6 protein-coding genes and 1 pseudogene are annotated in these 13,979 nt (G+C 72.9%); 1 reads left to right on the forward strand and 6 read right to left on the reverse strand.

The window, feature by feature from the left end:
- Positions 1-65 precede the first annotated feature (65 nt).
- The 5 genes from ACGFI7_RS22410 to ACGFI7_RS22430 all read right to left on the reverse strand — a co-directional run bounded on the left by ACGFI7_RS22410 (position 66) and on the right by ACGFI7_RS22430 (position 11,607).
- Positions 66-323, reverse strand: coding sequence for a hypothetical protein (locus tag ACGFI7_RS22410; protein WP_393407458.1), 258 nt, complete (start codon positions 321-323; stop codon positions 66-68).
- A gap of 208 nt (positions 324-531) precedes the next feature.
- Entirely contained in the window at positions 532-3,357 is a 2,826-nt protein-coding gene (locus ACGFI7_RS22415) for a thioester reductase domain-containing protein (protein WP_393407461.1), read from the reverse strand.
- On the reverse strand, positions 3,357-4,073 hold the full coding sequence (locus ACGFI7_RS22420; RefSeq protein ID WP_393407463.1) for a thioesterase II family protein: 717 nt from the start codon (positions 4,071-4,073) through the stop codon (positions 3,357-3,359). Before ACGFI7_RS22420 ends, ACGFI7_RS22415 begins: the two co-directional genes overlap by 1 nt.
- Positions 4,070-5,224 (reverse strand): acyl-CoA dehydrogenase family protein, encoded by a 1,155-nt coding sequence (locus tag ACGFI7_RS22425; protein WP_393407466.1) that lies wholly within the window; start codon positions 5,222-5,224, stop codon positions 4,070-4,072. Before ACGFI7_RS22425 ends, ACGFI7_RS22420 begins: the two co-directional genes overlap by 4 nt.
- Positions 5,221-11,607, reverse strand: a complete 6,387-nt coding sequence (locus ACGFI7_RS22430) for an amino acid adenylation domain-containing protein (protein ID WP_393407468.1) — start codon at positions 11,605-11,607, stop codon at positions 5,221-5,223. The genes ACGFI7_RS22425 and ACGFI7_RS22430 overlap by 4 nt, the downstream gene beginning before the upstream one ends.
- Positions 11,608-11,961: 354 nt before the next feature.
- On the opposite strand from ACGFI7_RS22430, the pseudogene ACGFI7_RS22435 reads away from it, so the two are divergent.
- Positions 11,962-13,113 (forward strand): annotated as a pseudogene (locus ACGFI7_RS22435) (cation:proton antiporter); the annotation flags it as partial.
- Positions 13,114-13,163: 50 nt separating this feature from the next.
- Here the strand turns inward: ACGFI7_RS22435 and ACGFI7_RS22440 are convergent.
- The gene (locus ACGFI7_RS22440; protein ID WP_393407470.1) at positions 13,164-13,976 is read right to left on the reverse strand and encodes an ABC transporter permease; all 813 of its coding nucleotides are present in this window, start codon (positions 13,974-13,976) and stop codon (positions 13,164-13,166) included.
- Between the last annotated feature and the right edge of the window lie 3 nt (positions 13,977-13,979).

The raw sequence follows: 13,979 nt of genomic DNA on the forward strand, positions 1-13,979 counted from the left end.
CCCTGCCTGGGCGGCGGACCTTCACGGTGCCGGCGGCGGACCGCCGGCACCGTGAAGGCGACCTGTCAGACGAGCAGCCCGGACCGACGGGCCTCGACGAGGCGCTCGGCGGTCAGGGGACCCTCGGCCTCGAGGACCACACCCAGGTCGGCCTTGTTGTTGCACGCCTTCTGCGCGACGCAGATGGTGGCCCCGGCCGCCACCGCGACCAGGATGACCGGGGTCAGGGTGGGGGGAGCCACCTTGTTGTACTCCAGCGGACCCAGGACACCCTGCCCCATCGCGGGAATGTCAGCTTGTGCCGCCTGCTCGATTCGGTTCATGCCAACCTCCTCGTAGTTCTTACCGGACACATTGAGCGTAATTCCCGGGGCTTCTCCGCCACATCCACCAAAATATTGGTTGTTGGAATTATCTTGTCCCACATGACGCGGGACCTGAGAAATAGCCACCCGCACTCGCCACATGACTACTCCATCGGAGTAACCACAAGGGCATGCCGAATCAGCGACGGTCGTCCGATCGAATTAATTACGGGGCCGCGATATGGCCGGCCCGCTGGAAATGCTTTATGCAGCCCGCCAGGAAATCGGCGTCGATCGGCGGGAAGTCGAGCCGGTCGCCCAGCGCTCCGGCCGTCCGTTCGCACGAGTACGCGGGCTCGCGCATGCCGCCCAGCACACCGCGTACCCACGGCCCGAGAACGGCGATGGCGGTGTCCCAGCCGCCGGCCGGGTCGCGCCGCGACAGGCGCACCAGCTCGGCGTACCAGGCTTCCAGCTCCATCGAGCGCACGTCGTAGCCGCACGCCCCCATCGCCTCGCCCACGTCCAGGAACGTGAACGGGCGCGGGCTCACCAGGTGGAAGATGCCGCCCAGCGCGTCCTTGTCGCGGGCCAGCGCCGCCATGGCGGCCGCCACGTGACTCACCGGGGAGGCCGTCATCTCCACGGCGCAGTCAGGGAAGGCGTTCAGCCGGGCGCAGACCCGCAGGATCTCGCTCGTGCCGTCGCCGAGCTTCCAGTGTTCCTCCCCCGGGCTGCCGATCAGCCGGGACGCCCGGTACAACGCGACCGGGACCTCGCGTTCCTGGGCGAGCGTCATCATCCGGTCGGCCACCCACTTGGCCTGCATGTAGCCGCTGCCGCCCGCGGGGACCTCCGGGTCGAGCGGCAGTTCGAGCCCGGTCCTGGACGGGTCGGGGTGGTGGGTGAGCGCCGCCGCCGACAGGTAGTGCACCGGCACGGTGCGTCCCTCGGTGGCCAGCTCCAGCACCTCACGGGCGCCTTCCACGTTGGTCCGCATGACGCGGCGGTACGACGACATGATGTTGACCACGCCGCCGACGTGGTAGATCTCGTCGACCGAGGTGCCGAGGTCGGCGAAGAGGCCGTCGTCCAGGCCGAGGCGCGGCTTGGCCAGGTTGCCCGGGACGATCTCGATCCGCCCGGCGCGCTCCTCCCGCCACAGACCGGCCGCCCGGAGCGCCTCGCTCACCCGGGTCCGGCCCTCGTCCTCGCTCTCGCACCGGACGAGGCAGGTCACGGTCGCCTCGGTGTCGCGCAGCAGGCGGGCCAGCAGCGCGGTGCCGGCGTAACCGGTGGCGCCCACGAGCAGGACCCGCTCCGGGTCGGGCACCCAGCCGGGCTCGCCGCCGGGGGTGACGCCGTCGCCGAGCGTCGTCTCGGCCACCAGGTCGAGCCGGCCGCGCACCTGGGATCCCGCGTCGTCGGAGCCGCCGCCCTCGATCAGCCGGGCCAGCCCGGCGACGGTGGGCTCCTCGAACAGCGCCCGCAGGGACACCGGCGTCTTCCACTGCTCCATCACCCGGTTGACCACCTGGGTGCCGAGCAGCGAGTGCAGCCCGGCCTCGACCAGGTTGTCGTCGACGCCCAGCGGCCCGGTGCCCAGCAGCTCCGCCATGAGCTCGGCCACGGCGGCCTCGGTCTCGTTGCGCGGCGCGCCCCGCTCGGTCGTGGACTCCGCCGCCGGGCGGGCCGTCTCCGCCCCGCCGGCCGGCAGCCCCAGCCGCTCGGGATCGGTGAGCGCGCCCACCGGCTCGGCCGGGCCGCGCACGATCGTCAGCAGCGCCTCGCGTACGGCCCCGAGCAGCTGCCGCGCCCCGTCGACGCCGAGCCGCCGCCGGTCGTAGACCAGCCGCAGCGGGAAGTCGGCGCCGGGCAGCACGGCCAGCGAGAACGGCACGTGCGGCCGGCTGTCGAATGAGTACCCCTCCAGCTCCAGCCCCACCTTGGCCAGCGAGAACTCCGGCAGCGGCACGTTCTGGAAGGCCACCAGGCTCTCGAACAGCTCCTCCGAGCGGGGCACCCCGCTCCAGGCGTGGATGTCGACCAGCGACACGGCCGAGTGCTCCCGTACGGCCATCACCAGGTCCTGCACCTCGCGCAGCCACTCCACCACCGGCTGGTCCGGCCGGATCACGGTGCGCACCGGGACGGTCGAGACCATGCAGCCGACGGTGGCGTCGGCGTGCGCCATCTCCTGTGGCCGGTGCGCGAACGTGATGCCGACGACGACGTCGTCGGTGGCGGTGCAGGCGGCCAGCACCAGCGCCCAGGCCGACTGGATGAGCGTGTTGGCGGTGAGCCGGTGCTCGCGGGCGAAGGCCCGCACCTCATCGGCGACCTCGGCCAGCGACAGGTTCTCCCGCTCGTGGGAGACCTCGCCGTCCAGCGACTCCGCGCCCCCGAGGCGGATCGGCGGCGGCGGGCGGTGACCGGCCAGCTGCTCGCGCCAGAAGGCCTCCGCGTCGTCCGGGCGCTGCCGCTTCCACCAGGCCACATAGTCGCGGTAGCGGCCGGGCAGCGGGAGGTTCGCCGGCCGCCCGGCCACGCCCGCCTGGTAAAGGGTCATGAACTCCGACAGCACGATGCCGACCGACCAGCCGTCCAGGATCAGGTGGTGGAAGCGGAGCGCCACCTTGTAGCGGTCGCCGCCCAGCCGGTAGAGCGTCACCCGCATCGGCGGGGTGGCCTCCAGGTCGAAGCCGCCGCGCCGCTCCTCCAGGAACCCGCCGTGGATCACCTCCGCCTGCTCGGCGGGAGAAAGCCGGCTCAGGTCCCGCTCGTCATGCTCCAGCGCGCCCCGGCGGTGCACCGCCTGCACGGGCTTGCTGATCTCGTCCCAATGGAAGGTGGTGCGCAACGCTCCGTGCCGGGCCACCACCGTGTCCCACGCCGTCCAGAAGGTGGGCACGTCCAATCGGCCCGTCAAGGTCAGCAACGACTGCTCGATGTAGTTGCCCGCCATCGGGGCGTACAGGTTGTGGTACAACATGCCGTGCTGTAGGGGGGAGAGCTGGTAGACGTCCTCCAGCTCAGCTGCTTTGACCGGCATCAAGACACCTCACTCAGGGATGAAAGGGTTCGCGCGAGCCGTCTCAGCAGCGGTTCGCGCGCGCTGCGCAGGAAGAAGTGGTCGCCCGGCAGCTCGTGCAGGGCGAAGTCGGATGCGGTGCACTCCGCCCAGGCCTCCATCGAGGTCCTGCTCACGACCGGGTCGTCCGTGCCGCAGAAGGCGGTGATCGGGCACGACGGCAGCGGCCCAGGCCGATACTGGTAGCGCTCGGCCGCGGTGAAGTCGGCGCGCACGACCGGCAGCATGATCTCCATGAGCTGCCGGTGTTCCAGCAGTTCCCGGGGGGTGCCGTTCATCAGCCGCAGCCCTTCGAGCAGCTGGGCGTCCGGCAGGTCGCCGAGCCGGTTGAGCGGGCCGGGCCAGATGGGCGCCCGCGCGGCCGCGACGATCAGGCACACCGGCCCGGTGCCGCGGCGGCGCTCCAGCCGCCAGGCCAGCTCGAACCCGAGCAGCGCCCCGTAGCTGTACCCGAAGATCGCCAGCGGCAGGTCGTCCTCGGCGGACACCGTCTCCAGCAGGTCGGTCACGACCGTTTCCAGCCGGTCCTGCGGCGGCTCCGAGAAGCGCAGTCCCCGGCCGGGCAGTTCGAGCGGGCGCACGTCCACGAAGTCCGGCAGGTCGTCCCGCCAGTCCTGGAAGATCCTGGCCGACCCGCCCGCGTACGGCAGGCAGAAGAGCCGGACCGCCGCGCTCACCGCCGCACCTCCTGCGCGCCGAGCAGGATCGAGGCGATGCCGCGCAGTTGCATGTGGGACGTCCCTTCGTAGATCTTGCCGACCTTGACGTCCCGGTAGAACCGCTCGGCCGGGTAGGCGGTGGAGAAGCCGTTGCCGCCGTGCAGTTCCAGCGACCTGGAGGCCACCCGCTCGGCCACGTCGGAGGCGAAGAGCTTGGCCATCGAGCAGGCCCGCAGCCGCTCGGCCGCCGACGCGCCGCCGGTCACGGCCCGGACCGCGTCGCCGAGCAGCGCGCTCGCCGCGGCCACCTCCGTCGCCATCTCCGCCAGCGCGAACTGCACCCCCTGGAAGGCCGCGATCGGCTCGCCGAACTGGCGGCGCCGCTGCGCGTAGCCGATGGCGCCCTCCAGTGCGCCGCCGGCCAGGCCGACGAGCTGCGCGGCGATCCCGATCTTGCCGAGCGCGAGGGTCTCGATGGCCAGCATGTCGCCCTCGCCCACCGCGCCGAGCACGGCGTCGGGCCCGACGCGGACCCCGTCGAGGATCACCTCGCAGGTCGAGGTGGCCCGGATGCCCATCTTGGACACCCGCGGCCCGATCGTCAGCCCGTCGGCCGGCGGCTCGACCAGGAACGCGGTGGGACGCGGGGTGGCGTCCCCGTCCCTGACCTTGGCGATCACCAGGATCAGGCCGGCCTCGGCGGCGTTCGTGATCCACTTCTTGCGGCCGGTGAGCACGAACCCGCCGCCGTCCGCGGGCGTCGCCGTCGCCGCCATCGCGAACGCGTCGCTGCCCGCCTCCTCCTCCGACAGGGCGAACGCGCCCACGGTGCCGGAGGCCAGGCGCGGCAGGTGGCGGCGGCGCTGGTCACCGGTGCCGTACCGCAGGACGGCCCCGGACACCAGCACGTTCTGCACGTCCACGAACACCGCGACGGCCGGGTCGACCCGGGCCAGCTCCTCGATCGTGGCCGCCGCGTCCGCCAGGTCGCGGCCCGCGCCGCCGTACCTCTCGGGGATCTCCACGCCCATCAGGCCCTCCTCGAACAGGGCCTTGACCAGGTCGGGGTCCAGGCGTTCGCGGGTGTCCATCTCGGCGGCCAGCGGGCGCAGCCGGTCCTCGGCGAAGGACCGCACCCTCTGCCGCCACTCCCGGTCTCCGGTCGTCACAGGACCTCCAGGATCGTCTCGAGCTCACCGTCGTCGAGTCCGGCGAGCGGGAAGTCGGCGGCGCTGACCCGGGCGCCGTTCCGGTCCGCGCAGACGTCCTCGACGGCTGTACGGAAGCGTTCGGCCACGGCGGCGACGATCCGCGCGGGCTCCTCGCCGGCCGGGTGCCGCCAGGTGACGGTCATCCGGTCGCCGCACACGGCGGCGCACACGTCCAGCCGGTGACCGCCGCCGTCCCTGCCGACCGCCGACCCCTCGGGGAGGTCCAGGCGGCCGGGCGAGCGCAGGAGCACCTGGGAGGCGCGGCCGGTCGCGTCGGGGCCGTGGTACCGCTCCTTCACCAGCCGGAGCAGGTCGGCCACGTCGCGTCCCTCGTCGGCGGCGACCCGCAGGCGGACCAGCGACGACACGGGCCCGGCCACGCCGTGCGCGCCCAGTTCGTCACGTTCGTCGCGTTCGACGTCCACCGCGACGGCCGCGTCGTCCCCGAGCTGCCCGCGCAGCGCGATCACCAGAGCCGGCAGCACCACCTCGGCCAGGGACGCCCTGCGGGCGTCGGCCGTGTCGAGCAGGGCGGTGGTCTGATCAGGCGCGAGCACGGTCACGTGCTCGGCCTCACCGGAGCCGTCCGGCAGCAGCACGCCGTCCTCGGTGCCGGCCGGGGCGTCGCCGGTGTCCACCACGGGGTCGGCGGTGGTGAGGTGGCCGGCCCAGGCGGCGATCGGGTCCTGGACCGGTGGCGGGGCGGTGGCCGCGGGGTCGGCCAGGGCCAGCAGTTCGGCGGCCAGGATCGCCGGCGACCGGGTGTCGGCGACGAGCTCGTGGACGAGCCAGACGAGCAGCCGGCTGTCACCCAGATCGAAGATCGCGGCCTTGCTGACGGGGCCGCCCGCGACGTCCAGCTCGTCCCGCATCTCGGCGGTCATCTCCCGCATGGCGGCCGTCCTGCGGGCGGCCGACAGCGGGCCCAGCTCGATCACCGGCAGGGACATGTCCTCCTCGCCGTTCACCGTCTGCGCCACCTCGTCGCCCGTACCGGCCAGGCGCAGGCGGAGCGCGGGCTGGCGGCGCGCCATCTGCGTCATCGCCGCCGCCACGTCCGCGGTGGCCACCGTCTCCGGCAGCGGCACCTCGATCCGGTGCACGCCGTGGTCGTCCAGGCGGCGGCGCTGGAAGGCGGTCAGCGGCACGGCGCGTCCGGCCGCCTGGCCCGGCCCGCCCTCGGCCGCGCGCCGGTCCAACTCGGCGGCCAGCTCGGCCACCGACCGCGTCTCGAACAGATCCTGGAGGTTGAGCTCCAGCCCTTCGGCGGTGGCCCTGGAGATGATCTGCACCCCGCTGATGGAGTCTCCGCCGATCTCGAAGAAGTTGGCCGAAGGGTCGACCCGCTCGACGCCGACGACCTCGGCGACGATCTCGGCCAGGCGCCGCGCGGTCTCGCCCACCTCGACGGGCGCGGCCGCGACGGCGGCGGAGGGCTGATCCACGAGTCCATCCAGCGCGGTTCGGTCGATCTTGCCGTTGCCCGTCAACGGCAACGCCTCCACCACCTGAATCACCGACGGCACCATGTACGCCGGCAACAACTCCTCCGCCCGCGCCCGCACCCGACCCGCCAGATCCTCCCCCTCCGACCCATCCGGCACCACGAACACCACCAACCGGCGATGATGCCGATCCCGCCCCACCGCAGAAGCCACCACCGCACCCACCCCCGGCACGGCCCCCACACACGCCTCCACCTCACCCAGCTCGATCCGGAACCCGCCCACCTTGACCTGGAAATCCTCCCGGCCCAAGAACTCGATCGTCCCGTCCGGCCACCGCCGCCCCAGATCCCCCGTCCGATACAACCGCTCACCCGTCACCGGATGCTCCACGAACCGCTCCGCCGTCCGCTGAGGATCAGCCCAATACCCCTGCGCCAACCCCTCCCCCGCGATGAACAACTCACCCACCACCCACGCCGGACACTCCTGCATCCGATCGTTGAACACATGCCAGCGCTGATTACGCAACGGCCACCCGTACGGCACCGACTCCCAGCCCGGATCCACCTCACCCACCGGATAGAAGATCGACCAGATCGCCGCCTCCGTCGCCCCGCCCAGACTCACCACCTCAAGCCCCGGAAACACCTCCCGAGCCCGACCCGGCAACCCCAGCGGAATCCAATCCCCGCTCAGCAACGCCACCCGCAACGCCACCCCAGCCGCCTGCGTCCCGGCGTAGTCGACGAGCATCTGCAACAGCGCCGGCACCGAGTTCCACACCGTCACCCCATGCGCCCGCATCAACTCCAGCCACCGGCCCGGATCCCGACGCGCCGAACCCTCCGGCAACACCAGCACCCCACCCGCACCCAACACCCCGAACACGTCCCACACCGACAGATCGAAACTCAGCGACGACAACCCCAGCACCCGATCGCCCGCCGAGATCCCGAACCGCTCGTTGATGTCGACACACGTGTTCAGCGCCGCCCGATGCGACACCATCACGCCCTTCGGCTCCCCCGTCGACCCCGACGTGTAGATCACATACGCCAGATCGTCGGGAACCGAGACCCGCACCGGCGGGTCCGACGCGACGCCGCACTCCTCGATCCCCACCCGCACCACCGACGCCGGCCAGCCGCCTTCCGGCACCGGACCGGCCGTCACCGCCACCCGCACCCGGCCGTGACCCAGCAGCCACTCCCGCCGCGCCGCCGGGACATCCGCGTCCACCGGCAGATACGCGCCACCGGCCAGCAGCACGCCCAGGGCCGCGACCACCTGGCCGGCGGACTTGCCGGAAACCACTCCGACGAGCTGGCCAGGGCCCACGCCCAGTTCGCGCAACCGCCACGCCAGCCCGCAGGCCCGGCCCCACAGCTCGCCGAACGCCAGCACCTCGTCGGCGGCCACCACGGCCGGCCGGTCCGGCTCCCGCGCGGCCCACTCCCCGATCCCGTCCTGCAGCAGCCCTTCCGGCACCGGACCGTCGGTGGCGTTCATCCCCGCCACCACCTGCCGCTGCGCCTCCGGCACCACCGCAGGCAACACCGACCACGCGTCCGTCCCGGACAACCCGGACAGCACCTGGCAGAACCCGTCGAACATCTCCTCCACCACGCCCACCGGGAACAGCGCCTCGACGTGGTCCCAGTGGAAGAGCAGTTCGCCGTCCTTCTCGTAGATCTGGTTGTCGAGCCAGACCTGCGGGGTCTGCGAGATCGCGTACACGGTCTCGCCCATCCAGTCGTGGGGCAGGTGGCCGGTGCCGCCGGGGCCCTGGTCGCGGGCGCTGGCGAAGACGACGGGGGCCAGGGCCTGGGTGGAGCCGCGACGCCGGCGGGCCAGCTCGCGCAGCACCTCGACGCCGCTGTACTCGCGGTGCTCCAGGTCCGCCCAGAGCTGCCGCTGCAGGTTCGCGGCCAGCTCGGCGAAGCTGTCGCCGCGGGTGAGGTCCACCTCCAGGAGGGTGACGGAGGTGAAGTCGCCGATGACCGCGTTGACGTCGGGGTGCAGGTCGCGGCGGTTGAACAGCGGCAGGTTGAGGGTGAACCGCCCGGTCCTGCTCCAGGCGCCGACGGCCACCGCGTAGGCGGCGATCAGCACGGCCGACGGGGTCACGCCGTGCTCGGCCGCCCGCGCCCTGACCTGGTTCCACCGGTCGGGGTCGAGCGAGCCGGGCCGCCGGGTGAAGCGGGGCCGGTCCTCGCGGGCCGCCGGCGGGAGGACGGGCAGCTCGGGGCCGGGCGGCAGGGTGTCGAGCCGGTCCATCCAGTAGGCGCGGGCGCGCTCGTACGCCTTGCCCTGCTTGGCCCGCTCCATGGCCAGCACGCAGTCGCGGAAGCCGATCCCGACGGGCGGCAGCTCGGCCTGCTCGTCCTCGTACAGCGCGCCCCACTCGTGGAAGAGGATCTGCAGGCTGCGCACGTCGGCGATCAGCAGGTCGATGCCGACGTGCACGCGGGCGCGGCCACCGGGCAGGCGGGACACGACGACTTCCCACAGCGGGCCGGCGTCCAGCGGCATGACCTTGTGCGACATCTCCTCGCGCAGCTCGGCGAGGCGGTCGCCGGGCTTGGGGTCGCCGGTCAGGTCGAGGACGCGTACGGGGAGCGCGGTGAGCCTGGGCAGCACCCACTGCACGCCGTGCGCGGAGACGACGGCGCGCAGCATCTCGTGCCGGTCGGCGAGCAGGCGCAGCGCGCCGAGCAGGCGGTCGACGTCGAGGTCGGGCCGCTCGAACTCGGCGTAGTAGTGGGTGGAGACGCCGCTGAGCTCGTAGGGTCCGCTCCGCCCGACCAGGTAGGCGCGCTGCAGGTCGGTGAGCGGGAAGGGCTCGTGGGGGCCGCCGGTCTCGTGGGCGTTCTCCTCGGCGGGGGTGTGCCGCAGGATGTTCTCCTCCACGGCGCCGGAGACGCGGGCGGCGAGCTCGTCGATGCTGGAGGCGAGGAACTCGCGCAGCGGGATCTCGGTGCGGAAGTCGCGTTCGAGCGCGGCGTGCAGTTCGAGCGCGCGCAGCGAGTCCACGCCGAGCGCGGCCAGCGACTCGTCGCCGGACAGCAGCTTCTCGTCGACCTTCAGCGCGGCGGCCACGTGCCGGCGGATGCGGGCCTTCGCGGTGGTCGTCAGGGTGGGGACGTCGTCCTCGGCGGCGGCGGTGACGCGGCGCAGCTCGCCGTCGAGATAGCGGCGGCGCATCTCGCCCCGGCGGATCTTGCCGGTGCCGGTGACGGGGATGTCGGACGGCCGGACCAGCACGATGTCGGCGGGCTCGACCTCGTGGGCGCGGGCGACGGCGCGCCGGATGCGCTCGCTGACCAGGGCGGGGTCGAGGTCGGCCGTCTCCGGCAGCGACTGCACGAGGATCAGCCGCTCCTCGTCGCCGTCGTCCACGGCGAAGGCGGCGGCCGGGGCGGAGGTCAGCTCGGGTGCGGTGCTCTGCGCGGCGGACTCGACGTCCTGGGGGTGGATGTTGCGGCCGCGGATGATGATCAGCTCCTTGAGCCGACCGCAGATGACGAGCTGGCCGTCGCGGACGAACCCCAGGTCGCCGGTGCGCAGGAAGGGACCCTCGCCGGTGTCGTGATAGGCGTCGAAGGTGTCGCGGGTGGCCTCGGGCCGCCGCCAGTAGCCCTGTGTCACCACGTCGCCGCTGACCCAGACCTCGCCGACCCGGTTCTCGGGCAGCTCGGCGCGGGTCGCGGCGTCGGTGACGGCCACGCGGACGCCGGGGGCGGCCGGGCCCACGCCGGTGAACACCTGGGTGCGCAGGTTCTCCCCCGTGACGGGCGGGACGCAGGCGGTGCCCCGCTCCAGTTCGGCGGCGTCGACCTCGAACGTGCGGATCCCGTAGCCGCCGCTCACCATCAGCATCGTCTCGGTGAGCCCGAAGACGGCGAACATGGCGGACCTGGAGAAGCCGTAGGGCTCGAAGGTGCGGCAGAACCGCTCGATCGTCTCGGGGCGGATGCGCTCGGCCCCGCTGATCGCGCAGCTCCACCCGCTGAGGTCGAGCCCCTCGCACTCGGCCGGGTCGAACGCGGTGACGCAGCGCTCGTACATGAAGTTGGGCGCGGCGCTCAGCACCGGACCCTCCACCTGGGCGATCTCGCGCAGCCAGGCGAGCGGCCGGCCCACGACGTCCTGCGGCGGCATGAACACGCCGAGGCCGCCGGTGAGCTGGGCCAGCAGGAGGTGTCCTGCCAGGCCGAGCGCGTGGTGGACGGGGATCCAGCAGACGGTGTTCGCCCCGTCGGGCATCCGGGTGCCGGTGCGGAAGGTGGTCAGCTCCGCCATGAGGTTGGCGTGCGAGACCATGACGCCCTTGGGGTCGCCGGTCGAGCCGGAGGTGTACTGCAGCAGCGCCAGGTCGGAGCCGTCCGGGCGGCCGGGCGTCCAGCCGTCGCCGTCCGAGGGCGTCACGCTCTCGGCGACGATCCAGGCGACCGGGTGGCCGCCGGCGGCCGTCCACAGCTCGCGCAGCGACTCCTGGTGCTCGGCGGCGACGACGATCGCCGCCACCCCGGCGTCGCGGCCCGGGCCGGTGAACGCGGCGGACTTCAGGTCGGCCGGGTATCCGGGCTCGGGGGCGGGGAACGGCACCGCGCACACCCCGGCGTAGAAGCAGCCGAAGATCGCCGCCACGTAGTCCAGGCCGGGCGGCACCAGCACCAGCACCCGGTCGCCGCGCGACGTCACCCCCGCCAGGCGGGCGGCGTAGGCCAGCGCGCACGCGTCGAGCGCGCCGCGGCTGAGCGCGCCGCCGGCGCCGCGCGCCCGTGACGCGAACCGGACGGCCAGGCGACCGGGGTCGCGCTCGGCGTTGTCCCGCAGCAGATCCACGACCGTGGCGAAACCGGTGCGAGGGGCGACATCGGCGTAGGACATACCCGTACCTCACCTTCGACCTGAGGGTGTCGCTTGCCATATTTGGCCGCGTCCGCCGGACGGGTAAGGCCACGCGGGGTGCCCCAACGGGCATGCCCATCGGCGAGGTGACAGGGGGAATCCCCAGGTGAAAGCAGGCGGGCGGGGCGGGCAACGGCCGGTCTAGCCGATCGGCCCCGTCGATCGGAGCGGGCGGGCGAGCATCGTCCGGCGCGGGCCGCCGTATCTAGCGTGACGGCGGTGACCCCGCGCCCATCGGGGGGTCAGGACGGAGGCTGAGAGCACATGGTCGTGTCGATGAGCACCGCTTCCGAGGCCCTGGCCGGCGGCGGCCTGCTGAGCGCGCTCGCGGTGATGCTGCTGGTGGGGTTCCTGCTCGCCAAGCTGGCCGTACGGATCAGGCAGCCCGCGGTGATGGGCGAGATCGTCGCCGGGCTGGTCCTGGGCCCGAGCCTGCTGGGCCTGCTCCCCGGCGATCTCACCGAGGTGCTCTTCCCGCAGGAGATCAGGCCCTCGCTGCGCGATCTGGCGCAGTTCGGTCTGGTGCTGTTCATGTTCGGCGTGGGCTACCAGCTGGACTTCGGCCATCTCCGGCAGGCCAAGGGCCGCATCGCCGCGGTCTGCGCCGGGTCGGTGGCGCTGCCGTTCGCGCTCGGCGCGGGCATGGCGGCCCTGCTGTACCCGTGGTTCGACCAGGCGCAGCTGCGGGACGAGCGGATGCTGCCGCCGGTGCTGTTCCTCGGCGTGGCCATGTCCATCACCGCGTTCCCGGTGCTCGCCAGGATCGTGGTGGACCGGGGGCTGCAGCGCGAGCGGGTCGGGACCATGGCGCTGGCCTGCGCGGCCGTGGAGGATGTGATCGCCTGGTGCCTGCTGGCCGGGCTGGTGCTGCTCTCCACCACCAGCGGCGCCGGCCCGCTCGCGCTGACGCTGGTCGCGGTGGCGGCGCTGACGCTGGTGCTGGGCTACGTGGTGCGGCCCGGTGTGAACGCGCTGCTGGCGCCGGGCCGGCGCCGGCCGGTCAGCCCGGCCGGCGTGCAGGTGCTGCTGGTGGTCGGGGTGCTGCTGTGCGCCTGGACGACCGAGATGATCGGCCTGCACGCGATCTTCGGCGCGTTCGCCTTCGGCGCGATCCTGCCGCGCGACCGGGTCGAGGCACTGGCCCCGGACGCGCCCAAGCTGATCGAGGCGTGCGCCACGCCGCTGCTGCCGATCTTCTTCGTCGTGACCGGCCTGTCGGTGGACCTGCCGGGCCTCGGCCCCGAAGGGGTGGTCATGATGATCCTGGCGGTCGTGGTGGCCTGCGCCGGCAAGTTCGCCGGCGCGACCGGCGTGGCCGTCCTCACCGGGATGCCGGTCCGGGAGGCGACCACGCTCGGCGTGCTGATGAACACCCGCGGCCTGACCGAGCTGGTCATCCTGAACGTGGGCCTGTCGCTGAAGGTGGTCGACAGCCGCATGTTCACCGCCATGGTGATGATGGCGCTGGCCACCACGTTCATGGCCGCTCCGCTGCTGCGGCTGTCGCGCGGCGCCGCCGGTCATGGCACCCCGCCTCAGGACCTGGAGGTGCGCCCGCGCAGCGCCGCCAGCGCGAGCGGGATGGCCACCAGTCCGACCACCACGATCGCGCCCAGGCCGCGCAGCGTCGCCCCCGCGTCCCAGCCGCCCGAGACGTAGGAACGCAGCGCCTCCAGCATGTAGGTGACGGGGTTGACGGTGGCGACCGCGGAGAGCCAGCCGCTCAGCTGGTCCTGCGGCATCAGGGAGCTGGTCAGGAAGACGAAGGGGAAGAACAGCATCGTGCTCTGGGCGACCACGGTGGCGTTGCCGGTACGCAGCGCGATCGCGTACGAGAACCCCGCGTAGACCAGCCCCCAGAGGGCGGCCGTCAGCACGAACGCCACCAGCCCCAGCGGCCCGGTGACGAACCGCACGCCGGTGGCGAACCCCAGCAGCAGCACCGGGAACGTGAGCAGCACCGCGACCACCAGGTCGGAGATCATCAGCCCGAGCAGCATGGCCAGCCGGTTGGTCGGCGTGACGAGCATGCGGTCGAAGTAGCCGGAGGTGATGTCGCTGACCAGGGCGGGCGCCCGGGTGACGCCGGTGACGGCGAAGATGGTGGCCACCGGGAGCTGGAAGGCGCGGAAGTCCGTCATGCCGCCGGCCCGCGCCACCCCTTCCAGCGCGGCGACGAAGATGACGAAGAAGAACAGCGAGATGACCACCGGCTGCACCAGGTTCTCCGGGGTCCTGCGGACCTGGCGCAGGGAGCGCCCGGCCACGCTCGACAGGTCCCGCATGAAGCCGGCGGGCCGCGCGAGCAGTTCGTTCCGGTGGCGCGTCGCCACCGCGGTCTCGGTCATGGC

The sequence above is a fragment of the Nonomuraea sp. NPDC048826 genome (assembly GCF_043198225.1).
Taxonomy (GTDB): Bacteria; Actinomycetota; Actinomycetes; order Streptosporangiales; family Streptosporangiaceae; genus Nonomuraea.

Excerpts from the sequence above, each read along its gene's own strand:
- ACGFI7_RS22410 (WP_393407458.1), bottom strand. The coding sequence starts at position 323 with ATGAACCGAATCGAGCAGGCGGCACAAGCTGACATTCCCGCGATGGGG.
- ACGFI7_RS22415 (WP_393407461.1), bottom strand. The coding sequence starts at position 3,357 with ATGCCGGTCAAAGCAGCTGAGCTGGAGGACGTCTACCAGCTCTCCCCC.
- ACGFI7_RS22430 (WP_393407468.1), bottom strand. The coding sequence starts at position 11,607 with ATGTCCTACGCCGATGTCGCCCCTCGCACCGGTTTCGCCACGGTCGTG.
- ACGFI7_RS22440 (WP_393407470.1), bottom strand. The coding sequence starts at position 13,976 with ATGACCGAGACCGCGGTGGCGACGCGCCACCGGAACGAACTGCTCGCG.